The sequence below is a fragment of the Micromonospora sp. IBHARD004 genome (genome assembly GCF_052814115.1).
On sequence record NZ_CP199934.1, the window covers coordinates 5,784,661 to 5,809,370 of the forward strand.

General features: G+C 74.3%; 27 protein-coding genes. 13 read left to right on the top strand and 14 right to left on the bottom strand.

Annotated elements, in window-relative coordinates:
* The first annotated feature begins 18 nt into the window (after positions 1-18).
* The gene (locus tag ACTWO6_RS28115; RefSeq protein ID WP_446216746.1) at positions 19-1,851 is read left to right on the top strand and encodes a tetratricopeptide repeat protein; all 1,833 of its coding nucleotides are present in this window, start codon (positions 19-21) and stop codon (positions 1,849-1,851) included.
* Between the two features lie 105 nt (positions 1,852-1,956).
* On the opposite strand, the gene ACTWO6_RS28120 is transcribed toward ACTWO6_RS28115, so the two are convergent.
* Complete coding sequence (locus ACTWO6_RS28120; protein WP_446216747.1) at positions 1,957-3,543, bottom strand: MDR family MFS transporter; 1,587 nt, start codon at positions 3,541-3,543, stop codon at positions 1,957-1,959.
* 112 nt (positions 3,544-3,655) lie between these two features.
* On the opposite strand from ACTWO6_RS28120, the gene ACTWO6_RS28125 reads away from it, so the two are divergent.
* Positions 3,656-4,225: a TetR/AcrR family transcriptional regulator gene (locus tag ACTWO6_RS28125; protein ID WP_446216748.1), complete on the top strand. Its 570-nt coding sequence runs from the start codon at positions 3,656-3,658 to the stop codon at positions 4,223-4,225.
* 55 nt (positions 4,226-4,280) lie between these two features.
* Here ACTWO6_RS28125 and ACTWO6_RS28130 read toward each other — a convergent pair whose 3' ends face one another.
* The gene (locus tag ACTWO6_RS28130) at positions 4,281-4,790 is read right to left on the bottom strand and encodes a GNAT family N-acetyltransferase (protein ID WP_446216749.1); all 510 of its coding nucleotides are present in this window, start codon (positions 4,788-4,790) and stop codon (positions 4,281-4,283) included.
* Positions 4,787-5,002, bottom strand: a complete 216-nt coding sequence (locus tag ACTWO6_RS28135; protein WP_130339681.1) for a biotin/lipoyl-binding carrier protein — start codon at positions 5,000-5,002, stop codon at positions 4,787-4,789. The genes ACTWO6_RS28130 and ACTWO6_RS28135 overlap by 4 nt, the downstream gene beginning before the upstream one ends.
* Positions 5,003-5,231: 229 nt before the next feature.
* Here ACTWO6_RS28135 and ACTWO6_RS28140 point away from each other — a divergent pair, with 229 nt between their 5' ends.
* Positions 5,232-5,306: a 50S ribosomal protein bL37 gene (locus ACTWO6_RS28140; RefSeq protein ID WP_369700219.1), complete on the top strand. Its 75-nt coding sequence runs from the start codon at positions 5,232-5,234 to the stop codon at positions 5,304-5,306.
* A gap of 127 nt (positions 5,307-5,433) precedes the next feature.
* On the opposite strand, the gene rsrA is transcribed toward ACTWO6_RS28140, so the two are convergent.
* The 5 genes from rsrA to ACTWO6_RS28165 form a co-directional block, all read right to left on the bottom strand.
* Positions 5,434-5,721, bottom strand: a complete 288-nt coding sequence (gene rsrA, locus ACTWO6_RS28145; RefSeq protein ID WP_446216750.1) for a mycothiol system anti-sigma-R factor — start codon at positions 5,719-5,721, stop codon at positions 5,434-5,436.
* Between the two features lie 2 nt (positions 5,722-5,723).
* A complete protein-coding gene (locus tag ACTWO6_RS28150) occupies positions 5,724-6,539 on the bottom strand; it encodes a sigma-70 family RNA polymerase sigma factor (RefSeq protein WP_130339685.1) in 816 nt (271 codons plus the stop codon).
* A 261-nt stretch (positions 6,540-6,800) separates the two neighbouring features.
* Positions 6,801-7,418 (bottom strand): alpha/beta hydrolase family protein, encoded by a 618-nt coding sequence (locus ACTWO6_RS28155; protein ID WP_446216751.1) that lies wholly within the window; start codon positions 7,416-7,418, stop codon positions 6,801-6,803.
* 142 nt (positions 7,419-7,560) lie between these two features.
* The gene (locus tag ACTWO6_RS28160; RefSeq protein ID WP_446216752.1) at positions 7,561-7,956 is read right to left on the bottom strand and encodes a WhiB family transcriptional regulator; all 396 of its coding nucleotides are present in this window, start codon (positions 7,954-7,956) and stop codon (positions 7,561-7,563) included.
* A gap of 210 nt (positions 7,957-8,166) precedes the next feature.
* The gene (locus tag ACTWO6_RS28165) at positions 8,167-8,877 is read right to left on the bottom strand and encodes an SOS response-associated peptidase (protein WP_446216753.1); all 711 of its coding nucleotides are present in this window, start codon (positions 8,875-8,877) and stop codon (positions 8,167-8,169) included.
* 102 nt (positions 8,878-8,979) lie between these two features.
* Here ACTWO6_RS28165 and aroA point away from each other — a divergent pair, with 102 nt between their 5' ends.
* The 4 genes from aroA (at position 8,980) to ACTWO6_RS28185 (ending at position 13,258) form a co-directional block, all read left to right on the top strand.
* On the top strand, positions 8,980-10,281 hold the full coding sequence (gene aroA, locus ACTWO6_RS28170) for a 3-phosphoshikimate 1-carboxyvinyltransferase (RefSeq protein WP_446216754.1): 1,302 nt from the start codon (positions 8,980-8,982) through the stop codon (positions 10,279-10,281).
* 132 nt (positions 10,282-10,413) lie between these two features.
* Positions 10,414-11,412 (top strand): ribosome small subunit-dependent GTPase A, encoded by a 999-nt coding sequence (rsgA, locus tag ACTWO6_RS28175; RefSeq protein ID WP_446216755.1) that lies wholly within the window; start codon positions 10,414-10,416, stop codon positions 11,410-11,412.
* A gap of 28 nt (positions 11,413-11,440) precedes the next feature.
* Positions 11,441-12,250, top strand: coding sequence for a histidinol-phosphatase (hisN, locus tag ACTWO6_RS28180; RefSeq protein WP_446216756.1), 810 nt, complete (start codon positions 11,441-11,443; stop codon positions 12,248-12,250).
* A gap of 60 nt (positions 12,251-12,310) precedes the next feature.
* Positions 12,311-13,258, top strand: a complete 948-nt coding sequence (locus ACTWO6_RS28185) for a hypothetical protein (protein WP_446220800.1) — start codon at positions 12,311-12,313, stop codon at positions 13,256-13,258.
* On the opposite strand, the gene ACTWO6_RS28190 is transcribed toward ACTWO6_RS28185, so the two are convergent.
* On the bottom strand, positions 13,213-14,415 hold the full coding sequence (locus ACTWO6_RS28190) for a glycosyltransferase (protein WP_446216757.1): 1,203 nt from the start codon (positions 14,413-14,415) through the stop codon (positions 13,213-13,215). The two genes, ACTWO6_RS28185 and ACTWO6_RS28190, sit on opposite strands and share 46 nt — an antisense overlap.
* A 248-nt stretch (positions 14,416-14,663) precedes the next feature.
* On the opposite strand from ACTWO6_RS28190, the gene ACTWO6_RS28195 reads away from it, so the two are divergent.
* The 3 genes from ACTWO6_RS28195 to ACTWO6_RS28205 all read left to right on the top strand — a co-directional run bounded on the left by ACTWO6_RS28195 (position 14,664) and on the right by ACTWO6_RS28205 (position 17,125).
* On the top strand, positions 14,664-15,665 hold the full coding sequence (locus tag ACTWO6_RS28195) for an SDR family oxidoreductase (RefSeq protein WP_446216758.1): 1,002 nt from the start codon (positions 14,664-14,666) through the stop codon (positions 15,663-15,665).
* 56 nt (positions 15,666-15,721) lie between these two features.
* Positions 15,722-16,447 (top strand): ATP-binding protein, encoded by a 726-nt coding sequence (locus tag ACTWO6_RS28200; RefSeq protein WP_446216759.1) that lies wholly within the window; start codon positions 15,722-15,724, stop codon positions 16,445-16,447.
* A 102-nt stretch (positions 16,448-16,549) separates the two neighbouring features.
* A complete protein-coding gene (locus tag ACTWO6_RS28205; protein WP_446216760.1) occupies positions 16,550-17,125 on the top strand; it encodes a DUF5709 domain-containing protein in 576 nt (191 codons plus the stop codon).
* Between the two features lie 7 nt (positions 17,126-17,132).
* Here ACTWO6_RS28205 and ACTWO6_RS28210 read toward each other — a convergent pair whose 3' ends face one another.
* Together ACTWO6_RS28210 and macS are read right to left on the bottom strand one after the other, a co-directional pair.
* Positions 17,133-17,771 (bottom strand): response regulator, encoded by a 639-nt coding sequence (locus tag ACTWO6_RS28210; RefSeq protein WP_446220801.1) that lies wholly within the window; start codon positions 17,769-17,771, stop codon positions 17,133-17,135.
* Between the two features lie 38 nt (positions 17,772-17,809).
* Positions 17,810-18,934, bottom strand: coding sequence for a MacS family sensor histidine kinase (macS, locus tag ACTWO6_RS28215; protein WP_446216761.1), 1,125 nt, complete (start codon positions 18,932-18,934; stop codon positions 17,810-17,812).
* A 122-nt stretch (positions 18,935-19,056) separates the two neighbouring features.
* Here macS and ACTWO6_RS28220 point away from each other — a divergent pair, with 122 nt between their 5' ends.
* The gene (locus ACTWO6_RS28220; protein ID WP_446216762.1) at positions 19,057-19,524 is read left to right on the top strand and encodes an ATP-binding protein; all 468 of its coding nucleotides are present in this window, start codon (positions 19,057-19,059) and stop codon (positions 19,522-19,524) included.
* An 18-nt stretch (positions 19,525-19,542) separates the two neighbouring features.
* Here the strand turns inward: ACTWO6_RS28220 and ACTWO6_RS28225 are convergent, their stop codons facing one another.
* A complete protein-coding gene (locus ACTWO6_RS28225; protein ID WP_446216763.1) occupies positions 19,543-20,481 on the bottom strand; it encodes a ribose-phosphate diphosphokinase in 939 nt (312 codons plus the stop codon).
* Between the two features lie 64 nt (positions 20,482-20,545).
* Between ACTWO6_RS28225 and glpK the strand changes: the two genes are divergently transcribed.
* Positions 20,546-22,030: a glycerol kinase GlpK gene (glpK, locus tag ACTWO6_RS28230; protein ID WP_446216764.1), complete on the top strand. Its 1,485-nt coding sequence runs from the start codon at positions 20,546-20,548 to the stop codon at positions 22,028-22,030.
* On the opposite strand, the gene ACTWO6_RS28235 is transcribed toward glpK, so the two are convergent.
* Positions 22,031-22,864, bottom strand: coding sequence for a phosphoribosylaminoimidazolesuccinocarboxamide synthase (locus ACTWO6_RS28235; RefSeq protein WP_446216765.1), 834 nt, complete (start codon positions 22,862-22,864; stop codon positions 22,031-22,033).
* Between the two features lie 171 nt (positions 22,865-23,035).
* Here ACTWO6_RS28235 and ACTWO6_RS28240 point away from each other — a divergent pair, with 171 nt between their 5' ends.
* Positions 23,036-24,361: an ABC transporter substrate-binding protein gene (locus ACTWO6_RS28240; RefSeq protein WP_446216766.1), complete on the top strand. Its 1,326-nt coding sequence runs from the start codon at positions 23,036-23,038 to the stop codon at positions 24,359-24,361.
* A 98-nt stretch (positions 24,362-24,459) separates the two neighbouring features.
* Here ACTWO6_RS28240 and ACTWO6_RS28245 read toward each other — a convergent pair whose 3' ends face one another.
* Entirely contained in the window at positions 24,460-24,708 is a 249-nt protein-coding gene (locus ACTWO6_RS28245) for a hypothetical protein (RefSeq protein WP_446216767.1), read from the bottom strand.
* Between the last annotated feature and the right edge of the window lie 2 nt (positions 24,709-24,710).

Here is a 24,710-nt window from a genome sequence, read left to right on the forward strand (position 1 = left end):
ACGCACCGAGAGGACGACGTGCCCGACGGAACGGACGACTCCGCGCTCTCCGCGGAGGGGGAGCTCACGCTCGCCCGGCTGGCGCTGGGCGACGGGGATCTCCAGCACGCCGCCGACCACGTCGCCGCCGCGCTCGTCCAGGCCCCCACGCTGCCCGAGGTGCACGAGACCCTGGCCCGGGTCGCCGCGGCCAGCGGTGGCGACCTGGATCTCTTCCCGCTGGGACACCACGCATTCGTCGGCGCGGTGGTGGCCCGCGCGCACCTGCTCGCCGCCGCCGGGCGGCCGGCCGAAGGACTCGACCTGCTCGCCGCGGCCACCGGCTACGCGCCCGCCGCCAACTGGGCGGGCGTGCCCTGGGTGACCGCCCCCGAGCTGCCCGAACGCCTCGAACCCGAGCGGACCGCCCGGATCCTCATGCAGATCTGCGCGGCGGTGTCCGACCCGGTGCCCCGGCGCCACCGCGACCCGCTGCGGCCGTACCTCACCCTGGCCCGCAACGCGGTCACCGTGCACCCCGGGCACGCGCTGCTGCTGGGCGCGGCGTCCGCGCTGGCCCGGCGGATCGGCGAGGTCGCCCTCGCCGTCACCTGGGCCGCCCGTGGGGTACGCGCGGAGCCGACCAAACTCGGCGAGGTCTGGCTCGGGTACGCGTACCGCAGCGCCGGCCGGACCCGGGACGCCCTGGCCGCGCTCGGCCGCGCCGTCGAACACGACCCCGACGACCTCGCGGTCTACGCCGACATCGCCGGCACGCTCGCCGACACCGGCCGGCTCGACGAGGCGCTCGACTGGATCGACCGGGCCCTCGCCCGCGACCCCACCTTCGACTGCGCCGTGCACACCGCGCACCGGCTGCGCTTCCAGCGCGACGGGGACGTGGCCCACCTGGTGGCCCTCGCGGACTTCGTCCGGGACCACCCCGACGACAGCCACGAGCACGGCGAGCTCGCCGAATGCTGCCGCAGCCGCCCCTGGCTGGGGCAGGTCACCCCGGCCGGCGGGCCGATGCTGGACGCGCTGCGGCAGGCCCTCGCCGCCGAGGGCGCCGCCCGGCTCGCCGTACGGCTGGACGCGCTGGAGCCGCCCAGCGCGATGCGTACCGTCGCGGCGGCCGTGCCCGGCCTCGACGTCGAGGTCGCCGAGGTCGCCGACCCGGACCCGCGCGAGCCCCGCCGCGCCACCGCCTGCCAGCTCTGGCGGTACGACGGCACCACCGCGGCGCCCGCCCTGCCGGTCCCGTCGACCGAGGCGGCGGAGCGCGTCCGGCAGCTCGCCCACCCGGCGTGGCCGCACCCACCGGCCGCGTACGACGCCGCGGTCGGCCTGGCCACCCTGGAGCTGACTGACCTGCTCGGCCTGCTGGTGCACCCGCCCGAGGCACCGCCGACCGCGCTGGGCCGGGTGCTCGCCGGCCAGGACCCCTCGCTCTGGGTGCGCTGCGTGCAGGTCTGGGCCTGCCTCGGCCTGCTGCACCACCGCACCGACGAGCCGTGGCCGGAGTCCACCCGGCGGCGGGTGCTGCTGGAGCTGGTCTGGGGCGTGGAGGACTGGATCACCGAGGCGGCGCTCTTCGCCCTGGTCACCGCCGCCTGGGTCGACCCCGCGGTACGCCCCGACGTGGCCCGGGCGGTGGCCGAACGCCTCGCCGACGTGGCGACCGTGTCCCGCGAACGCCGGGTGCCGATCGCCATCTCCGTGGCCCACCTGGCCCTCGCCACCCCGGCCCTGGACGCGGCGACCGCCGCGCTGGCCCGCGAGCTGATCTCCGGCCCGCCCGCCGAGACCCGTCGCCCCGGCGCCCTGCGCCGCCTCTGGCGCCGCCTCACCGCCCCCTTCCGCCGCCCCTGACCCTCCCCCGGTGCCGGCAACCCGGATCCGGCGCCGGGCGATCCGGGAGTGCGGCGCGGCCACGCCGTACCCCGAGGTGGGGTCGGCGTGGCCGCGGAGCGTGCGTCAGGCGACCGGGGCCTTGCCGAGGGCCGCCTCGGCCTGCTCGTCCGGCGTGGCGTCCGCCGGGGCGTCGTTGGTCGACCGGAGCGGGACCTCCTTGATGAACCAGGCGAGCACCGGCACGGCGATGGTGAAGACGACCGCCCAGAAGAAGACGTGCGAGATGGCGTCGGAGAGGCCGCCGAGCACCAGCTCGCGCGCCTGCGCCGGCAGCTGCTTGAGCTGCTCCAGGTCCATCTGGCCGCCCTCGCCGCCACCGCCGCTGAACGCGGCGCCGGCCGCGGAGTCGGCGAGCCGGTTGGCGAAGATCGCGCCGAAGAGCGAGATGCCGAACGAACCGCCGATCGACCGGAAGAAGGTGGCCGCGCCGCTCGCCGCGCCGAGGTCCTTCTGCTCGACGCTGTTCTGCGCGATCAGCATCGAGGTCTGCATGAGGAAGCCCATGCCGACGCCCAGCACGATCATGTAGAGCGACGACTCGGCCTTGCTGGTGTCGACCTCGAGCCGGGTCAGCAGCGCCATGCCGGCGGCCATCACGACGCCGCCGACGATCGGGAAGATCCGGTACCGGCCGGTCTTGGTGATCGCCCGGCCGACGACCAGCGAGACGACGAGCATGCCGAACATCAGCGGGAGCAGCAGCAGGCCGCTGTTGGTGGCCGAGGCACCCTGCACGGTCTGCTGGTAGAGCGGCAGGAAGTTCATCGCGCCGAACATCGCGAAGCCGAGCAGGAAGCCGATCACCGAGATGAGGGCGAAGTTGCGGTTGGCGAAGAGCCCCAGCGGCAGGATCGGCTCGGCGGCGCGGCGCTCGACGAGGGCGAAGACGACCAGGGCGACCAGCGCGAGGACGGCGAGGCCGAGGATCTGCGGGGAGGTCCAGTCGTACTCGTTGCCGCCCCACGTGGTGACCAGCACGATCGCGGTGATGCCGACGGAGAGCAGCGCGGCGCCCACCCAGTCGATCTTGTGCTCGGTGCGGTACTTCGGCAGGTGCATGGTGGTGGCGAGGACCAGCAGGGCGATGCCGCCGAGCGGCAGGTTGACGTAGAACGCCCAGCGCCAGGAGAGGTTGTCGGTGATGAAGCCGCCGACCAGCGGGCCGGCCACCATGGCGATGGCCATGATGCCGGCGATCATGCCCTGGTAGCGGCCCCGCTCGCGGGGCGGCACCAGGTCGCCGATGATCGCCATCACGCCGACCATCAGGCCGCCGGCGCCGAGGCCCTGGACGGCGCGGAACGCGATCAGCTCGACCATGCCGTTCTCGGTGCCGCCGAACATGCCGGAGCCGGACATGCCGCAGAGGGCCGAGCCGATCAGGAAGATCACCACGGAGGTGAGGAAGACGGCCTTGCGGCCGTACAGGTCGCCGAGCTTGCCCCAGATCGGGGTGGAGACCGTGGTGCCCAGCACGTACGCGGTGACCACCCAGGTGAAGTGGTCGACGCCGCCGAACTCGCCGACGATCCGCGGCAGCGCGGTGCTGACGATCATGTTGTCGAGCATCGCCAGCATCATCGCGATCATGAGGCCGAAGAGCACGACCCGAACATTGGGTCTCGCTGTCGCCTGCATTTCCTGAGTCATGGGTAAGCTCCCCCGGAGATGTGTCGCACTTACTTGCCGCCCGGCTAGTCACCTTACTAGCCGCACGGTAAGTTGGACAGCAGGAACCCGTCAAGTGAGTTGGGTGGTGCAGGTGAGGGAGAGCACAGGCGGCACGCGGGAACGCATCCAGGCCGTCGCGCTGGAGCTCTTCACCGAGCAGGGGTACGAGAAGACCTCGCTCCGGGAGATCGCCGAGCGGCTGGGCGTGACCAAGGCCGCCCTCTACTACCACTTCAGGAGCAAGGACGAGATCGTCAACAGCTTCGTCGAGGACCGGCTGCACCGGATGGACGAGCTGATCGACTGGGCCCGGTCGCAGCCGGCCACGCTGGCCACCCGCCGGGCGCTGATCACCCGGTACGCCGACGCGATATTCGCCAGCGAGCAGCCGTCGGTGATGCGCTTCTTCGAGCAGAACCAGACCGTGCTGAAGAGCCTCGCCGCTGGGATGCAGATGCGGGAGCGGATGCTGGGCCTCGCCGACCAGCTGTGCCGGGGCGACGACTCGCCCGCCGCGCAGCTCCGCGCCGCGCTCACCCTGTTCGCCGTGCACAGCAGCTGGTTCGCGGTACGCGCCCCGCACATCACCGACGAGGAGCGGAAGAAGATCGCTCTCGAGGTCGCCGACGAGCTGCTGTCGAAGATCGGCGACGGCGGCTGACCCAGCCGGTCACCGGGCGGCACGGCTCCCGCCGAGCCGGCCGGTACGGGCGCCGTCAGCCGCCGGCGAGGTCCAGCCGGAGGCCCAGCAGCTCCACCCCCGGCAGCGGGGACCAGTCCTTCTCCGGCACCCGGGCGAAGCCCATCCGCTCGTAGAGCCGGTGCGCCGCGACGGCCATCCCGCTGCGTACGCAGATCACCACCGCCGAACAGCCCAGCTCGGTCGCCCGGGCCACGCAGGCCCGGACCAGCGCCGCCCCGGCGCCACGGCCCTGCGCGGCCGGGTCGACGGCGAGCATCCGGAACTCCGCCTCGCCGGGGCCGGAGAGCTCGGCGTACGGGGTGCCGGCCAGCACGAAGGTCACCGCGCCGAGCACCTCGCCGGTTTCCCCGTCGACGGCGACCAGCACCTCGCCGGTCTCCGCCCGGGTGGCCACGTCGGCGAGCACCACGGCGTACCCGTTCTCGCCCTTGAGCTGCCCGTCGGCCTCGTAGGCGGCGACCGTCAGCCGAGCCACCGCCGGGTGGTCGGCCGGGTCGGCCCGACGGACGGTGAGGCCGGTCAACCGATCACCGCGATCAGGTCACCGTCCTGCACGACGTCGCCCTCGTTGACCGCCATCTGCTGGACGACGCCGTCCGACTCGGCGATCACGGGGATCTCCATCTTCATCGACTCCAGGATCACCAGCGTGTCCCCCTCGGACACGGTGTCCCCGGCCGACGCGACGACCTTCCAGACGTTCGCCACCATCTCGGCGCGGATCTCCTCGGCCATGTCACGGCCCTCCCTCTCCACCGGTGTGCCTGCGAACGGTATCCAATCATGACCCGGGTCACCGGCGGACGCGGAGCGGCCGCCACGCCGCTTTCGGCCCCACCGGACCACGGGCGACGCCACCCGCACTAGCATCAGCGGGTCGGACCCCGGACGCCCGGAGGACCGGTACGCGACCTCCGCCGCGCTCGCCCGCGGTCGGACCGTGACCAGCACAAGGAGGCACAGCATGGCGAAGAAGGCCCGGAAGAAGAAGGCCCGTAAGAAGAGCGGCGCGAACCACGGCAAGCGCCCCAACTCCTGATCGTCGGCGGGTGCGCCCGCCTCGAGGATCAGCAGCTCCCGGCCCAGGGCCGGACACACCGGTGGCCCGGGTCGGATTCGACCCGGGCCACCGGTTCTGTCAGCTCGACATCGCGTCCGGCGGACGCTCAGTCCGCCAGCTCGCGGGACTCGGTGCTCTCGAAGACCACCAGCTCGGTGAGGCGTACCCGCAGCCGCTCGCGCAGCTGCTCCGGCGCGGTCTCGTTGCCGCAGCACCGCGCGACCAGCGCCTTCACCTCCTGCTCGATGCCGTACTCGCGCAGGCAGGGCCCGCACTCGTCGAGATGGTGACGGATCAGCATCCGGCGCTCGTCCGCGCACTCCAGATCCAGGTAGAGGTAGACCTCCGCGAGCACCTCGCGGCAGTCCGTCTCGTGCGGCTCTCCACAGCTCACGGTCACACCTCCCGGCCGGCGGCGGCGGTCGAACCCTTCGACGACGACGGCGCGGCGCTGAAGCCCCGCTCCGCGGCGTACTGCTCGAGCAGCTTGCGCAGATTACGTCGGCCGCGGTGCAGCCGCGACATCACGGTGCCGATCGGCGTGGCCATGATGTCAGCGACCTCCTTGTAGGAGAAGCCCTCGACATCGGTGAGGTACACCGCCATGCGGAACTCCTCCGGCAGCTGCTGGAGGGCCTCCTTGACGTCGCTGTCCGGCAGGCGGTCCAGCGCCTCGGTCTCCGCCGAGCGCAGCCCGCTGGAGGTGTGCGACTCGGCCTCGGCCAGCTGCCAGTCGGTGATCTCCTCGGTGGGCGCCTGCACGGGCTGGCGCTGCCGCTTGCGGTAGGTGTTGATGTAGGTGTTGGTCAGGATCCGGTAGAGCCAGGCCTTCAGGTTCGTGCCCTGCTCGAACTGGTGGAAGGCCGCGTACGCCTTCAGGTACGTCTCCTGGACCAGGTCCTCGGCATCCGCCGGGTTGCGGGTCATCCGCAGCCCGGCAGCGTAGAGCTGATCGACGAAGGGCATCGCGTCCCGCTCGAAGCGGGCCCTGCGCTCGTCCGTCTTCTCGGTGGTCAACCGCACATCCCCTCGCGTCGGATGCTTTCCCGCCGAGGATACGCGTACGGACCTGCCCGCAGATTCAGTTCCGGTCGGTGTGCTGGTGCTCACCGTGGCCGACGCCTCAGCGGGCCACTCCGGCGCGTCCAACAGCCGCCTCAGCTGCCGCGCGTCCCGTTCGTCCCGCTCCCGGCTCCGTGTCTCGGTCGGCACCGGTCACCCCCCTCGGCTGGAAAAGTCGTCCAGGGGTAGTAACCGCGCAGTGGGGCGACACATTCCGTCACCCCCGCCGTTCCTGGTCCCGGCGCCGGCCGCGACCGGCGCTGGGACCAGGAAGGGCCTGGGAGGATGGCCCCGGACCGCCCGAACCGGACGTCCGGCACCATCCCTAGCAACGACCCGCCGCCACCACCGGTCACGCTCGGTGCGATCTCTTCGGCGTCCGCCCGCCACGACCGCGCCCGCCGGGTCCGCTCAGCGGGGTGTCCAGCCCCGCCCGCGCAGCCAGTCGCGCACCACCGCGGCCGTGGCCGCCGGGTCCCCCCGCAGGTCGTGCCGCTCACCCGGGCGGAGCACCACCTCGACGCCCGGTCCCGGCTCCGGCACCCCGAAGGGGTCCCGGTCGCCGTTGACCACCAGGGTGGGCAGCCCGGTCGCCAGCTCGTCGGCCCGCGAGCGCTCCGGACGGCCCGGCGGGTGCAGCGGGAAGGCCAGCGCGACGATCCCGCTCGCGCCGACCGCCGTGGCGGTACGGCAGGCGACCCGGGCGCCGCTGGAGCGCCCGCCGACCACCCAGTCGGAGACGGTCGGGTGGCGCTCCCGGAGCGCGGCCAGCACCGCCGTCCACGCCTCGTCGAGGTGGCCGGCCGGTGCCGGCGCGCGTCGACCGGCGACCCGGTACGGCTGGGTCACCCGGACCACGGCCACCCCGGCGGCGGTCACCGAGTCGCGGACGGCGAGCAGGTCCGGGGCGTCCACCCCGCCGCCCGCGCCGTGCCCGAGCACCAGCGCGGTGATGACGGGACCGGTCGGCAGGTCGGTGTCGACCCGGGCCGGTCCGCGGGGGGTGTCGATCTCGTCGGTGGGCCGCACCGGACCATTCTCCGCCGGCCCCGCCCGACCGGTCCGCAGGCCGCACCGCGGTACCTCCCCGAACCGGGGCGCGAGTCCGGAAACGACGGCGCCGCCCGCCTCCAGGGTTGCGAGGCGGGCGGCGACGGCCTACCCGATCAGCTCAGCGACTGAGCGGCACCAGGGTGAGCAGGCGGTCGCGGACCGGCGGACCGGCCTCGTCGACCGCGTCCGGATCCGGCTGCACCTCGCTGCGCCAGGCGACGAGCATCGCCCGCCGCTCGCGCGGTGTGGTGCCGCCCCAGACGCCGTGGCAGTCGCCCACCTCCAGCGCCCAGGCAAGGCAGGAGCCCTGGACATCACAACTGCGGCAGAGCGCCACGGCCCCGTCGGCCGGCTCGTTGGGTGCCGGAAAGAACGTCTCCGGGTCCACGCTCTGGCAGGTCCCTCTGGTCCGCCACGCCTCGTCCTGTCGCCGCTCGCGCAACGCCCGCAGCAGTCGCGGGTCTCGTCGTGCGGCGGCCACCTCGTGCGGGCGGGGCATACGTGCCCGTGTCAAATCCACCCACCTCCCCCGTGGGACCGGCAAGATCACCAAGGATCGATGGGTGTCATCCGCCCCGTGCGAATCGACGCCCACCGCCGGCGCTGTGTTCTATCGCACTTGCCGAGGCGGGGACAAGACTCTGTGGTAAAGATGGCTAAACAGCCGGGCGACCTTTCAGGCGCAACCCTGGCAAATCCGCACACGACAATGTGCCGGCGATGATCAGAACAGCGTCATTTCCGGGTCTGCCTCCGGGCGGGCCGGCGGAACCCGGACGGTCAGGCCGGGGCCGTCGTTGCGGACGTCGCCCACCGCCGGGGAGACCGGCCGGATCTCCAGCCCGGCGAGCCAGGCCGTCGACGGCGGGGCGAGCAGCGCGGCGGGCTCGTCGGTCGGGGCGAGCCAGGCGGCCCAGCGTTCCCGGGGCAGCAGCAGCGGCATCCGGTCGTGCACCTCGGCCAGCTCGCCGACGGCCGCCGTGGTGAGCACGCTGAAGGTGAGCAGCGGGCTGCCCGTCGCCTCCCACACCGACCAGACGCCGGCGAAGGCGAGCACCGAGCCGTCCGTCGGCGTCATGAAGTAGGGCTGCCGGCGACCGCCGGGCTCCCGGACCCACTCGTACCAGCCGTCGGCGGGGACCAGGCAGCGGCGGCGGGCGAAGGACGGGGCGTACGCCCGGCTGGTGGCGATCGTCTCGGCCCGGGCGTTGATCATGCGGGCCGCGCCGGTGGCGCTCCGGGACCAGTGCGGGACCAGGCCCCAGCGGCCGACGGAGAGCGCCCGGTGCCCCTCCGGCGCCAGCCGGACCAGCGGCACCGGGTCGGTCGGGGCGACGTTGAAGTCCGGGCCGACCGCGTCGCCGGTCTCGTCGTACGACTCGAACAGCGCGCTCAGGTCGCCCGCGCTCCGGGTCGTCGCGTACCTCCCGCACATGGCGCACACGCTAACGCGCCGCCGGCCTCCCGGCTGTCCCGCCAGCCGGGAGCGGTCCCGGCAGCCGGCTCCATCCGCCGTTCGACTTGGCAGAATGTGACCGTGGGGAATCTGACCGCGACCCGGCCGCCGCAGCCGTGGACCGCACCGACCGCCAGCGACCCGGTCGCCACGACGCTGCGCCTGCCCGGCTCCAAGTCGATGACCGCGCGGGCCCTGGTGCTCAGCGCGCTGGCCGGTGGCCCGTCGACGCTGTTCCGCCCGCTGCGCGCCCGGGACACCGAGCTGATGGCGGGTGGCCTGCGCGCCCTCGGCGCGCACATGTCGATCTCCGACGACGACCGCTGGCTGGTCCGGCCGCACCGGCTGGTCGGCCCGGCGCACGTCGACGTCGGCCTGGCCGGCACGGTGATGCGCTTCCTCCCGCCGGTCGCCGGCCTGGCCGAGGGGCGGGTCACCTTCGACGGCGACCCGCAGGCCCGGGTCCGCCCGCTCGGCCCGCTGATCGGGGCGCTGCGCTCCCTCGGCGTACGCATCGACACGCCGGCCACCGGCAGCCTGCCGCTGACGGTGCTCGGGGCCGGCCGGGTCGCCGGCGGCGAGGTGGTCATCGACGCCTCCGCCTCCAGCCAGCTCGTCTCCGGGCTGCTGCTGGCCGCCCCGCGGTTCGACCGGGGCGTGGTGGTCCGGCACGAGGGCCCGCCGGTCCCCTCCGCGCCGCACCTGCGGATGACCGTGCAGATGCTCCGCGCCGCCGGGGCGGCGGTCGACGACACCGTGCCCGACGTCTGGACGGTCGAGCCGGGGCCGCTGAGCGGGCGCGGCTGGGAGATCGAGCCGGACCTCTCCGGCGCGGTGCCGTTCTTCGCCGCCGCGCTGGTCACCGGCGGTGAGGTGACCCTGCAGGGCTGGCCGCGCAGCAGCATGCAACCGGTCGAGCAGCTCCGCGCGCTGCTGCACCGGATGGGCGGCGAGGTGACGCTGACCACCAGCGGGCTCACCGTCCGCGGCACCGGCGCCGTGCACGGCCTGGACGCCGACCTGTCCGACGTCAGCGAGCTGACCCCGGCGCTGACCGCGCTGGCCATGCTCGCCGACTCGCCGTCCCGGCTGACCGGCGTCGGGCACATCCGGGGGCACGAGACCGACCGGATCGCCGCGCTGGCGCGGGAGTTCACCGCGCTCGGCGCGGACATCACCGAGTCGGCCGACGGGCTGGAGATCCGCCCCCGCCCGCTGCGCGGCGGGACCTTCCGGACGTACGCGGACCACCGGATGGCGCACGCCGCCGCGGTGACCGGGCTGGCCGTACCGGGCATCGAGGTGGACGACGTGGCGTGCACCTCGAAGACCATGCCCGAGTTTCCGGCACTATGGTCAGGAATGGTGACCGGCAAGAGCTGACGCGACAGGGGGCAGGTCCTGGCGACCAAACGGCGCGAGTACGACGAGGACGACGTACGGGTCCGACCCGGGAAGTCCTCGCGCCCCCGTACGCGCACCCGCCCCCGGCACGACGAGGCGGTCGACGGTTTCGTGATCGCCGTGGACCGGGGCCGCTACACCTGCGTAGGACCGGACGCCGGGCCGGACGACCCGACCATCACCGCGATGCGGGCCCGCGAGCTGGGCCGCAAGTCGGTGGTGGTGGGCGACCGGGTCGGGCTGGTCGGGGACACCTCCGGCGCGCTCGGGTCGCTGGCCCGGATCGTCCGGATCGCCGAACGCAGGTCCGTGCTGCGGCGCACCGCCGAGGACGACGCGACCACCGCCGAGGGGCGGCTGGAGCGGGTCGTGGTGGCCAACGCCGACCAGCTGGTGATCGTCAGCGCGCTGGCCGACCCGCCGCCGCGCACCGGGTTCATCGACCGCTGCCTGGTGGCCGCGTACGACGCGGACATCGAGCCGCTGCTCTGCCTGACCAAGGCGGACCTGGCCGGCCCGGAGGCGGTGCTCGGCTACTACACCGAGCTGGAGCTGCCGTACGTGCTGATCCGCCCGGATTCGGACCTGGACGCCCTGCGTGCCCTGCTCGCCGGCCGGATCTCGGTCCTGGTGGGGCACTCCGGGGTCGGCAAGTCGACGCTGGTCAACCGCCTCGTCCCGGAGGCCGAACGGGCGGTCGGCGTGGTCAGCGCGATCGGCCGCGGCCGGCACACCTCGACCAGCGCCGTGGCGCTGCGGCTCCCGCCCACGCCCGGGGCGAAGGGCGACCCCGGGTGGATCGTCGACACCCCCGGGGTACGCAGCTTCGGGCTGGCGCACGTCTCCGCGGAGAGCCTGCTGCACGGCTTCCCCGATCTGGTGGAGGCGACCGTCGACTGCCCGGCGAACTGCCAGCACACCGCCGAGGAGACGGCCTGCGCGCTGGACGCCTGGGTGGCCGCCGGCAAGGCCGACCCGCGCCGGCTGGCGTCGTACCGCCGGCTGCTGGCCTCGCGCAGCGGTGAGGGCGACCTGCGCGGGGAGGTCGACCACCGCGGGCCCGGCGAGGGTGATCAGCGCGGGCCGGACGCGCCGCCCGCCGGGTCCTGACCCGGCGGCCGCCGCTACCGTTTCCGGCATGACCGGGTACGCCGACGACCTTGCTCTCGCCCACCTGCTCGCCGACGCCGCCGACGCCATCTCCATGGCCCGGTTCCGCGCCCTCGACCTGCGGGTCGAGTCGAAGCCGGACCTGACCCCGGTCTCCGACGCGGACACCGCGGTCGAGCGGGAGATCCGCGCCCTGCTGGCCGGGCACCGGCCGGGCGACGGCCTGCTCGGCGAGGAGTACGGGGAGCAGCCGGCCGCCGGGCCCGACGGGCGGCGCTGGGTGATCGACCCGATCGACGGCACCAAGAACTTCGTCCGGGGCGTGCCGGTCTGGGCCACCCTGATCGCCCTGCTGGAGGGGGACCGCCCGGTGCTCGGCCTGGTCTCCGCCCCGGCGCTGGGCCGCCGCTGGTGGGCCGCGACGGGCGCGGGCGCGTACGCCGGCCCGGACGCCGCCTCGGGCACGCCGATCCGGGTCTCCGGGGTCAGGGACCTCGCCGACGCCAGCTTCTGCTACTCGTCGCTGACCGGCTGGGAGTCCGCCGGCCGACTCGACGCGATGCTCCAGCTCATGCGGGACACCTGGCGCAGCCGGGCCTACGGCGACTTCTACGGCTACATGCTGCTGGCCGAGGGGGCGCTCGACGTGATGGTGGAGCCGGAGCTCTCGCTCTGGGACGTCGCCGCGCTGGTGCCGATCGTGACCGAGGCCGGCGGCACCATCACCGATCGGGCCGGTCGACCGGCGCCGGCCGGCGGGGAGAACAGCGCGATCGCCACCAACACCCTCCTCCACTCCGACATCCTGAGCCGGCTCGGAAGGCCAGCCGCGCGCTGACCTACCGGTTGCCTCTATCCTCGCCAGGTGGTGTCCTCCGGTTGGTGCTTCCTCGCGGCGATGATCGTCGCGTACGGCTTCGCCAACCTGCTCCAATCCGTCGCCGCGGCACGGACCACCGTGCACCACACCTTCGACCCCGGGCTGCTGCTGCGGCTGGCCAGCCACCGGACGTACCTGGTCGGGCTGCTCTGCCAGGTCACCGGCTTCGTGCTGGCCTTCCTGGCCCGCCGGGACCTACCGCTCTTCCTGGTCCAGGCCAGCGTGGCGGCCGGGCTCGGGGTGACCGCCGTGCTCGGGGTGCTGGTGCTCAAATGGCGGCTGCCGGCCGCCGAGGTGGCGCTGCTGGCGCTGCTCTTCGGCGGGATCACCGCGCTGGTGCTGGCCGCCCAGCCGGCGCCCTCACGGCAGCTCGGCCCGGCCGCGCTGATCGGCCTGACCGCGGCGCTCGGGGTGATCGCCATAGCCGGTTTCTTCGCGGCCCGGCTGCACGGCGCGCTCGGATCGGTGGCGCTCGGCTCGCTGGCCGGGATGGCGTTCTCCGCCGCCGCGGTGGCCGCCCGCCCGCTGGCCTCCGCGGACTCGGCCGAGGCGTTCGTCCGGGATCCGCTGCTCTACCTGCTGATCGCCCACTCGGTGGTGGGGCAGCTGCTGCTCGGCCTGGCGATGCAGCGGGGCTCGACCACGGCCGCGGTGGCCGCGATGGACGCCGCCGGGGCGGTGCCCGCGGCGGTGATCGGCCTGCTGCTGCTCAACGACCGGATCTGGCCGGGTCGGGAGTGGCTGGCCGCGGTCGGTTTCCTGGTCACGCTGGCCTCGGTGGTGGGCCTCACCCGGTACGCCGAGCCGCAGCACCACCACGCGGTCGCCCGCGAGCGGGAGCGCCTGATGATCGGCGCCGGCGCCGCCGCTGACCGCACGGCCGCGGGGGACCCCCGGTCGACCCGTCCGCGGCAGCCGGCTCAGGCGGCCTCGACCGGCTTGCGGCGGCGGACCACCCGCTCGTAGAGCCGCTCCAACGCGCCGGCCGTCCGCTCCCAGGTGTAGCTGCACCGGACCCGGTCGACCGCCGCGTGCCCGTACGCGAACCGCCCGGCGTTGTCGGCGAGCAGCCGGCGCAGGGTGACCCCGAGCGTGCGGACGTCACCCGGCGGCACCAGCTTGCCGGTCACCTCGTCCACCACCGCGTCGGCGATGCCGCCCATCGCGTAGCCGACCACCGGCACGCCGCAGGCCATCGCCTCCAGCGACACCCGGCCGGCCGACGAGTAGTGCGGCGTGCAGGCGACCACGTCGGCGGAGCGGTACCAGGTGGCCATCTGGTCGTGCGGCACCGCGCCGACCAGCTTCACCTGGTCGGCCACCCCGGTCCGCTCGGCCAGCTCCCGCAGCCACCGCACCTCGGCGTGGTCGGCCAGCTGCTCGGCGGGCGGCCCGCCGGCGATCACCAGCTCGGCGTCGCCGACCAGCCGCATCGCCCGGATCAGGTCCTCCTGGCCGTGGCCGGGCGACAGCCCGCCGACGGAGAGGATGCGGGCCCGCTGGTCCCGGGGCGCCGCCTCGCCGTCGGGGTGGAACTGCCCGGTGTCGACCCCGGTCGGCACCATCGCCACCGAGGTGCGTTGCAGTCCCATCCGGGTCAGCTCGTCGACCTCGTCGTTGTTCTGCGCGACCGCGATGTCCACCGCGCGGGTCAGCGCCCGCTCCAGCGGGATCCGCTCCCCCGGCCCGTCGTACTGCCCGCCGAGGTGGCGCAGCTGCTCGACGCCGAGCGAGTGGAAGGTCTGCACGACCGGGATGTCGGTCTCGCGTACCGCGTGGGCGGCGGCCAGGCCGCCGATCCAGTAGTGCCCGTGCACCACGTCCGGGGTCCAGTCGCCGGACCACCGCTCGGCCAGCCAGCGGCCGAACTCGGCCACGTGCGGCACCAGTGCGGCGGTGGGCAGCGGGATGGGCGGACCGACCGGCACCCGCTCCAGCCGGTAGCCGTCCACCTCGACGCACTCCGGCTGCCCCGCGGAGTCGCGGCGCTCGTAGACCCGTACGTCGTGGCCCCGATCGGCGAGCTCGGCGGCGACCCGGGCGATGTGCTGGTGCGTGCCGACGGTCGGACCGTCTACCTGCCTGGACGGGCCGGCGTGCGCGCACACAAGGCCGACGCGCATGGTGCACCTCCATGCGATCTAGCGAGCGGTGGGTCCTCCCCGGTCAGAGGGTCCCATTAACCCGGCCCTGGTGAGCCGAAACCTGGCAGATCGGGACCGGACCGGCGGAGCGACCTCGTCGGGACACACCCCGACGGGACGCGACCTTTCGTGGACAGCATCACAACTGCCCGGAACCGCCGGGGCGCAACCGTGATCCGGCCGACTCCGCCCGCATGACCCACCCGGACCGGGGGTACCGGCGAAGAATGCCTCTCACCCGCAACCTCGACGACGCCACGGTCGTCATCACCGGCGCCTCCAGCGGCAACGGCGCGGCGACCGCGTACGCGCTGGCCCGTCGCGGTGCCGACGTGGTGCTCGCGGCCCGCAGCGAGGAGGCCCTCCAGCGGGTCGCCGAACGCTGCCGGGAGCTGGGTGGGCGGGCGCTGGTGGTACCCACCGACGTGACCGACCCGGAGGCGGTGGAGCGGCTCGCCGCCCGGGCGGCGGCGGAGTTCGGCCGGATCGACGGCTGGGTGAACAACGCGGCGGTCAGCGCGGTGGGGCTCTTCGACGAGATCCCGGTGGCGGAGTTCCGGCGGGTGGTGGCGGTGAACCTGCTCGGCACGGCGTACGGCACGAAGGCGGCGCTGCCGTGGCTGGGCGCGGCCGGCGGCGGCGTCCTCGTCAACAACGCCTCGGTGCTCGCCGAGGTGGCGATGCCCTACCAGTCGGCGTACAACGCGACCAAGCACGGCATCCGCGGGCTGGCCGACACGGTGCGGCAGGAGCTGCGGGTGACCGGCCGGGGCAACATCTCCATCTGCACGGTGCTGCCGGCCACCATCGACACCCCGTTCTTCCGGCACGCCGCGAACCACAGCGGGCACGAGCTGACCCCACCACCGCCGGTGTACCCACCGGAGGTGGTCGCCGAGACGATCGTGCGGCTGCTGCGCCGGCCGCGCCGGGAGGCGTACGCGGGCGGCGCCGCGCGGCTGCTCGGCCTGCAGTGGCGGCTCGCGCCGGCGCTGGCCGAACGGGCGCTCGGCTGGTACACCCACCGGACCCAGTTCGGGCCGGGCATCCGGCTGGACAGCACCGGCAACGTCTTCCGGGCCGACGCCGAGGCGGAGCGCTCCGGCGGCTGGCAGGGACGGCGCCGGCACCTGGTGCGGGTGAGCGCCGCCTTCGGCCTGGCGGCGGCCGGCACCGCGGTCGGCACGATGGCGGCGATGAACCGCCGGTCACGAACGGACCGCTCATGAACCGGACCGACCGGTCGGATGCGCGGCCCGGACCCGGCATGCACAATGGGACGATCATGCCGACGGACGTGCGATGCCTGGTGGAGACGGACGAATCGTCCGCGGTCGTCAGGCTGACCGGCGTCCTCGACCTGGCCGGGGTCGACGCCGTCCGCGAGGCGTTGCTGGCCCGGCTCTGGGCCCGGCCCGGCCCGGCGATCGCCGACCTCTCCCGACTCCGGGTCGCTGAGCCCGCCGCCCGGGCCGTCGTCGACGACGTGCGCGGCCTGGTGGCCGACTGGCCCGCCTCCGACCTGCTGGTCCTGGATCCGGCGGGCGCCCGGGAAGGGGCGCCGGTCCGGGCGACCCTGGACGAGGCGCAGGAGGCGCTGGCCGGGGCGCCGCTGGCGGCGGTGCTGAACGCCGACCTGCCGGCGTCCGTGGGCGCGGCCCGGGAGGCCCGGGCGCTGGTCACCGACGGCTGCGGCCGGTGGGGCGTGCCCGAGCTGGCGGAGTCGGCGTGCATCGCGGTCACCGAGATGGTCAACAACGTGGTGGCCCACGCGCGCACCCCGATGACCGTCCGGGTGGCCCCGCGGGACAGCTCCCTGCACCTGGCCGTCCGGGACCACTCTCCCCGGCCGCCCGCGTACGCCGGGCTCGCTCCGTTGACCTCCACCGGGGGGCGGGGCCTGCTGCTGATCGACACGGTCGCCCGGCGCTGGGGCAGCACCCCGTTGCCGGACGGCAAGGTCGTCTGGTGCGTGCTGCACGGCGAGGACGAGGCGGCCTACCGGAGCTGACCGGGTCGAGGCCCGGCCCGGCCGGGGCGTTTCTTCCCTTTGCTCCCGATCGCCGGCCCCCGATCCGGTTAATCCGGGCAGCGCAGTGGGTAGTGCTCAGCCATGCGCGACGACGAGTACCCGACCCCCGTGTCCGACCCGGAGGCGGAGGGTCTGCCCGACACCGCCGACGACGACTCGAGCGCCAAGGACGACGTCCTGACCGGCCGCGAGGCGGACGGCCCGGAGCCGGCGCAGCTGCCCGGGGACCGCACGCCGGTGGCGGTGGACCGGTTCGGGACCACCGCCGAGGAGCAGCTCGACGGCGAGTCGCTGGACTACAAGCTCCAGCGGGAGAGCTACGAGCGCCCCGCCGACGACCCGCTCGCGGGCCCGGTGGACCCGGACATCGCCGCCGAGGCGGACAGCGAGGAGGCCGCCGCGCAGGCCCAGCTCGACGCCGACGTGATCGACCCGGGCCCCACCTCCGACCCGCACTCGCCGGTCTCCCTCTACGACCACGGCCAGCTCGGCGCCGTCGCCGACCACCAGGTGGGCCGGCTGGTCGAGCCGGACGAGGGCGCCCACACCGACCAGGAGACCGACAACGTCGCGTACGACGCCGGCGCGGCCGGTGGCGGCGCGACCGCCGAGGAGCTGGCGATCCACGAGACCCGGCCGCCGGAGTCGCACACCTGACGGGCGGTCAGTCGTCGAGGCCCCGTTCGATGGCGTAGCGGGTCAGCTCGACCCGGTTGTGCAGCTGGAGCTTGCCGAGCGTGTTCTGCACGTGGTTCTGCACCGTCCGGTGGGAGAGCCCGAGCCGCTCGGCGATCTGCTTGTACGACAGGCCCTTGGCCACCAGACGCAGCACCTCGGTCTCCCGTTCGGTGAGCCGGGGTGCTGAGTCGTCGGCGCCTCCGCTCGGCGGCCCGGCCGCCAGCCGGCGGTACTCCCCCAGCACCAGCCCGGCGAGCCCCGGGGTGAAGACCGGCTCTCCCGCGGCGGTGCGCCGCACCGCGTCGAGGAACTCCGCCGGCGCGGCCGACTTGACCAGGTAGCCGGTGGCGCCGGCCTTCACCGCGTCCAGGACGCTCTGCGGCTCACCGCTGGCCGACAGCATCAGCACCCGCACCTCGGGCAGCGCCGCGCGCAGCCCGCGGATCACCTCGACCCCGGAGACGTCCGGCAGTTGCAGGTCGAGCACCACGACGTCGGGCCGGGCGGCGGCGGCCACCCGCAGGGCCTGCCGCCCCTCGCCGCTGGTGGCCACCACCAGGTGACCGGCCTCGGTGAGGTCGCGGGCCACCCCCTCCCGCCACATCGGGTGGTCGTCGACCACCATCACCCGGACCCGGCCGTCGGGCTGCCCGGCCGCGGCGCTCACCGTGCCTCCCGCGGCACGACCAGCTCGATCTCGGTGCCGGCGCCGGGGGCGGAGACGATCCGGACCTCCCCGCCGAGGTCGGCCACCCGACCCCGGATGGAGTGGGCCACGCCGAGCCGTCCCTGGGCCACGGCCTCGGCCAGCCGGCCCTCCGGGATCCCCGGTCCCTCGTCGCGTACTGAGACGGTCACCGTCTCCCCCTCGTCCTCGATCAGCACCCAGGCCCGCCCGCCGGCGTGCCGGGCCACGTTGTCCAGTGCCGCGCCGGTGGCGGCGGCCAGTTCCCGGGCGACCCGCGCGGGCAGCAGGACCGGCGTGGCGGGCGCGGAGACCACGACCGTCGCCGTGGCGTACCGGTCGAGCAGGGCACGCAGGTCCCGGCTGCCGCCGTCGTCGTCCGGGTCGCCGCCGGAGCGGCCGATCAGCGCCCGCAGCGCGGCCTCCTGCTCGCCGGCCAGCCGGGCCAGCTCGCCGCCCTCGCCGTCGAGCTGGGCGCCGCGCCGCTGCACCAACGCCAGCACCTGGAGCACCGAGTCGTGGATGTCCCGGGCCAGCCGCTCCCGCTCCCGGGCCGCCGCCTCCAGCTCGACCGCTCGTTGCAGTCGCTCCTCGGCGGTCACCGCCAGCCGGGCGACGTGCCCGACCACCACCCCGGCGAGCAGCAGCAGGATCACGCCGGTCAGCGACGACTGGCTGATCCGCTCGCGGGTGGCCAGGTCGACGCCGCCGAGCACCAGGGCGGCGACCGCGCCCCGGCGCCGGCCGCCGGAGACCGCCCAGGCCAGCACCGGCCCGGCCAGCCAGGCCACGGTGAGGGTGGGCACGCCGGCGGCGAGCGCCGCGCGGCCCACCACCCAGGGGGTGGCCAGCATGATCGCCACCACCACGCCCAGGTCGGCCACAAGCAGCGGCCAGCGCCGCCCGGCCGGGCGCGCATAGCCGGCCGCGGTCACCCCGGACCAGGCCAGCATCACCAGCAGTACGCCGCCGGCGGCCAGCGGGTGGGCGTACCGGTCGGCGTCGCGGAGGACCAGCACGCCGACGTACGCCAGCGAGGCGAAGCGGAACACCGCGATGGACCGCCAGAGCGGGACCTCGAGGCCCCCGGGGGACGACGGCATGCGCGACACCATGCCACAGTCCGAAGGGACGACGGGGACAGCGGTGGATGCGGCTCGAGAAACCCTGACGTACGGTGGAAATGCCGCGAATAACTCCGAGATCCATTGCCGGGACGGGGCCCATGACGAACGCATCACCCCGCGCACCGCGTACGGTTGTGCCCATCGAATCCTCCCTCCTCATCACCGAAGCCTTCGATCAGGCACAGGTGACCGGGCTGCGCCACTCGGTCACCTCCTGCGCGTACGCCGTAGGGCTCGCCGGCCAGCGGTTGGACGACTTCGTGCTGGCGGTCAACGAGCTGATCACCAACGCCGTGCGGCACGGCGGCGGCCGGGGCTCGCTGCGGCTGTGGCGGCAGGCCGGCGAGCTGGTCTGCGAGGTCGCCGACCACGGGAGCGGGATCAGCTCCCGGCAGCTCGACGACCGCAGCCGCCCGGCCCCGGACACCGCCGGCGGGTGGGGCCTCTGGCTCGCGCGGGAGCTCAGCGACACGATGGAGGTCGAGACCGGCGAGGCCGGCACGACGGTCCGGATCAGCGCCGCCCTCGCCTCGGCCGAGCACGTCGGCCGGCACCGCGCCGACTGACCACGCGGTCGGGGCCCGTCAGCCGAAGAGGGCGCTGACCGACTCGCCGTTGTGGATGCGCCGCATCGCCTCGGCCAGCGCCGGGGCCACCGAGAGCACCTCCAGCTTCGGCACCCGCTTCGCCACCGGGATCGGCACCGTGTTGGTGCAGACGATCTCCAGTACCCCCTCCTGGTCGCTCAGCCGCTCCAGCGCACTGCTGGAGAAGAGGCCGTGGGTGCAGGCCAGCCGGATCGAGCGGACGTTCCGCTCGCGCAGGTGCGCGATCAGCTCGATCACCGTGCTGCCCTTGGCGATCTCGTCGTCCAGCACGATCACGTCCCGGTCCGCCACGTCCCCGATCACCGTGCTGATCTTGACCAGGTCGTCGCTGAACCGCTGCTTCGCACCGGCCGCGACCGGGGTGCCGAGCATCCGGGCGAACGCCGCCGCCTCCTTGGCGTTACCCAGGTCCGGCGAGACCACCACGGTGTTGCTGAGGTCGTACCCCTTGAAGTGGGCGGCGAGCTCGCGCAGCGCGTGCAGGTGGTCGACCGGGACGCTGAAGAAGCCGTGCACCTGCGGCGAGTGCAGGGTCATCGCGAGCACCCGGTGCGCGCCGGCCGAGGTGAGCAGGTCGGCCACCAGCCGCCCACCGATGGAGATGCGCGGGGCGTCCTTCTTGTCCGAACGGGCGTACGCGTAGTGCGGCAGTACCACGGTGATCCGGCTGGCGGACGCGCCCCGGGCCGCGTCGATCATGAGCAGCAGCTCGACCAGATGCTCCTGCACCGGCGGCACCAACGGCTGGATCAGGAAGACGTCACGTTCCCGGCAGTTCGCCTGCAACTGCACCTCCAGGCAGTCGTTGGCGAACCGGGACACCCGCACCGGATGCAGCGGAACGTCGAGGTGGGCGCAGATCTCGGCGGCGAGGTCGGGATGGGCGGTTCCGCTGAACACGGCGATGTCACGCACGGCTGCTGATCGTACGGATGGACGGAGGGCGACGGCGGGCGCTCCCGGCGGGTACGGTGCTGCGGTGACCGGAGAGTTCGTCGCCGCCATCGATCAGGGCACCACCTCCTCGCGGTGCATCCTCTTCGACCGGGCCGGAGAAATCGTCTCCGCGGCCCAGCGCGAGCACCGGCAGATCTTCCCGCAACCCGGCTGGGTGGAGCACGACGCCGAGGAGATCTGGGAGAACGTCCAGCGGGTCGTGCTGGAGGCGCTGGAGGCCGCCGGCACCGGGCCGGACGGGCTCGCCGCGGTCGGCATCACCAACCAGCGGGAGACCACCGTGGTCTGGGACCGGGCCACCGGTCGGCCGGTGGCCCCCGCGATCGTCTGGCAGGACACCCGCACCGGCCCTTTGCTGCGCGAGCTGGCCGAGGCGTACGACGAGGAGCGGCTGCGCGCCCGCACGGGCCTCACCCTGGCCACCTACTTCGCCGGCCCGAAGCTGCGCTGGCTGCTCGACCACGTCGACGGGCTGCGCGAGCGCGCCGAGCGGGGCGAGGTCCTCTTCGGCACGATGGACAGCTGGCTGATCTGGAAGCTGACCGGCCGGCACGTCACCGACGTGACCAACGCCAGCCGCACCATGCTGATGGACCTGGAGACCCTCGACTGGGATCCGGAGCTGCTGGACGCGCTGCGGGTGCCGGCGGCGATGCTGCCGGAGGTCCGCTGCTCGGCCGAGGTCTACGGCACCGCCGACGGGGTGCTCGCCGGGGTGCCGGTGGCCAGCGCGCTCGGCGACCAGCAGGCCGCCCTGTTCGGGCAGACCTGCTTCCAGCCCGGCGAGGCGAAGTGCACCTACGGCACCGGCAGCTTCCTGCTGCTCAACACCGGCGCCAGCGCGGTGGCCTCCCGGCACGGCCTGCTCACCACGGTGGCGTACCAGATCGACGGCCACCCGCCCGTGTACGCCCTGGAGGGCGCGATCGCGGTGACCGGCTCGCTGGTGCAGTGGCTGCGCGACAACCTGGGCCTGATCTCCACCGCCCCGCAGGTCGAGGAGCTGGCCCGCACGGTCGACGACAACGGCGGCTGCTACGTGGTGCCGGCCTTCTCCGGGCTCTTCGCGCCGCACTGGCGCAGCGACGCCCGCGGCGTCATCGCCGGGCTGACCGGCTACATCACCAAGGGGCACCTGGCCCGGGCGGTGCTGGAGGCGTCCGCCTGGCAGACCCGCGAGGTGGTCGACGCGATGAACGCCGACTCCGACGTGGCGCTGCGCCGGCTGCGGGTGGACGGCGGGATGACCGGCAACGCGCTGCTGATGCAGTTCCTCGCCGACGTGCTGGACGTGCCGGTGGTCCGCTCCCGGATCACCGAAACCACCTGCCTCGGCGCGGCGTACGCGGCCGGCCTGGCGGTCGGCTTCTGGCCGGACCTGGCCACCCTGCGCGACCAGTGGGGCTCCGACGCCCAGTGGACGCCGGCGATGGACCCGGCGCTGCGCGACCGGGAGCTGCGCAACTGGCGCAAGGCCGTGCAGCGCACCCTCGACTGGGTGGACTGACTACTCCCAGCGGTTGCCGGTCAGCTTCTCGTAGACCTCGACGTACCGGGCCCGGGTCGCCTCGACCACCTCGGCCGGCACCTCCGGCGCGGGCGGCTGCTTGTCCCAGCCGCTGCCGGTGGCCCAGTCCCGGACGTACTGCTTGTCGTAGGAGAACTGGACGCGGCCCGGCTGGTACGACTCGGCCGGCCAGAACCGGGACGAGTCGGAGGTCAGCACCTCGTCGGCGAGGACCAGGGTGCCGTCCGGCGCCCAGCCCAGCTCGATCTTGGTGTCGGCGACCAGGATGCCCCGGTCGGCGGCGATCTCCGCGCCCCGCCGGTAGACGTCGATGGTGATCTGCCGCAGCCGCTCGGCGACCTCCGCGCCGACCTTGTCGACGACCTCGTCGTAGGTGATCGGCTCGTCGTGCTCCCCCATGGGGGCCTTGGTCGACGGGGTGAAGATCGGCTCGGGCAGGATCGACGCCTCGACCAGGCCCCGGGGCAGCTCGACGCCGGAGACGGCGCCGGTGCGCTGGTACTCGGCGAAACCGCCGCCGGTGAGGTAGCCGCGGGCCACGCATTCGACCGGGACCATGTCGAGCCGGCGGCAGCGGATCGCCCGGCCGGCGAACTCCGCCGGCACGTCGGTGGCGGAGATGACATGGTTCGGCACCAGGTCGGCGAGCTGCTCGAACCACCAGAGCGAGAGCGCGGTGAGCAGGCGACCCTTGTCCGGGATCGGGGTGGGCAGCGCCACGTCGTAGATCGAGATCCGGTCCGAGGCGACCAGGATCAGGTCCTCGCCGTCGGCGTAGACGTCCCGGACCTTGCCCGAGTGCAGAAGTTCCACGGCGCCTAGTACACCATGTGGTGGCAGGACGCCCGGTGGGACCACCGCGCATCCCAGCGGCCACCGCCGACCGCCGTCATCCGGGCCCGATCGACCCGGCGTTGACACCCTCGGCCGGGGCCTGTGTAAATGGTCCGTCCGCACCACCTCGCCGGCGCCCCAGGAGTCCCCGTGCGCGCTCAGTCGCCCGTGCCACCCCGCCCCGGTCTCGACCGGCGGCGGCTCCTCGGCGCGCTGACCGGCCTGCCGCTGCTCGCCGGCGGCGGCCTCGCCGGGTGCGGCCGGGATGAGGAGACGCAGGTCGACGACGGGCCGATCGAGCTGTCGGTCTTCTGGTGGGGCGGGAAACGGCGGGCCGAGGCGACCGGGAAGGCGCTGCGCCTGTACTCCCAGCAGAACCCCCGGGTCCGGTTCCGGGTCACCTGGCAGGGGCTCGCCGGCTACTACGACCGGCTGGCCACCCAGGCCACCGGCGGCAACGTGCCGGACCTGTTCCAGATCGACGACACCGTGCTCACCGAGTACGCGCAGCGCGAGATCGTGCTCGACCTCAGCGGGTACGTCGCGGACAAGCGGCTCGACGTGAGCGGCCTGCCGGCGGGCCTGGCCCGCTACGGCCAGGTCGACGACCGTACGGTGGCCGTCGCCGCCGCCCAGACCGGCGCCGCGCTGGTCTTCAACCGGGATTTGCTGCGCCGGCTCCGGGTGCCGGAGCCGCGGACCGGCATGCCCTGGCGCGACTACGTGGAGTGGGCCGCCCGGGTCACCCGCGCCTCCGGCGGCCGGGTGGCCGGGACGATGGATCCCTCGGGTGACTACCGGGCGCTGTGGCTCTGGCTCCGGGGCCAGGGCGGCGAGCTGTACCGGGGGCGGCAGCTCGGCTTCGGCGGCGCCGAACTGCTCGACTGGTTCGAGCTGTGGGAGGTGGCCCGGACCCGGCGGGCCACGCCGAGCGCCGCCCTGGTGGAGCAGGCCGACACCGGCGACCTGGCCCACCAGCTCGTGGTCACCGGACACACGGCGGCGTCCGTCGCCTGGTCGCACCAGTTGGCGGAGCTCCAGCGCTACAGCGGTGACGACCTGGGGATCGTCAGCCTGCCCGGCACCCCGGCCGCGCAGTGGGCGCGGGCGTCGATGTACTGGGCGGCGTTCCGGGGCACCCGGCACCCCGGGGTGGTCGTCGACGTGATCAACTTCCTCACCACCAACGTGGCGGCCGGCCGGATCCTCGGCGTGGAACGCGGCCTGAACGCCAGCGCGGCGGTGCGCCGGTTCGTCGCGGACGGCATCACGGACCGCGCCCAGAAGCGGGTGGTCGCGTTCGGCACCGCCCTGGACGACCTGCTCGGACCCGCCCCCGCGCCGCCGCCGAAGGGGCACGCGAAGGTGCGTACCCTGCTCATCGCCGCCGCCGAGAGCATCCGCTCCGGACGCTCCGGTGCCCGCGCGGCCACCTCCCGCTTCATCGCCCAGGCGAACGCGGCCCTGGCCGAGTGACCGGCCGCGCCGCCCCGGCCAGCGGCGTCGCGAGCCCGGCGGGCCGGCCAGGCGCGGGCCCGGCGGACGTCGGCCGCCGGGCCCGGGCTCCGGTCGGATCAGCGCGGCGGGCCACCCCGCCGTTTGCGCATCAGCCGCAGCACCAGCAGCACGATCACGACGACCACCACCAGGCAGCAGAGCAGGCCGAGGAAGCCTCCGCCGCCCCGCGACCGCCGCCGGGCGGCCTCCACCACCAGCTCACCGGTACCCGTGGACGCCCAGGCCGCGACCGGCACGAACACCGAGAGCACGACCGCACCGAGGACCGCGCCGAGCCGGCCCCACCACTTGCTCCAAGCAGACATGC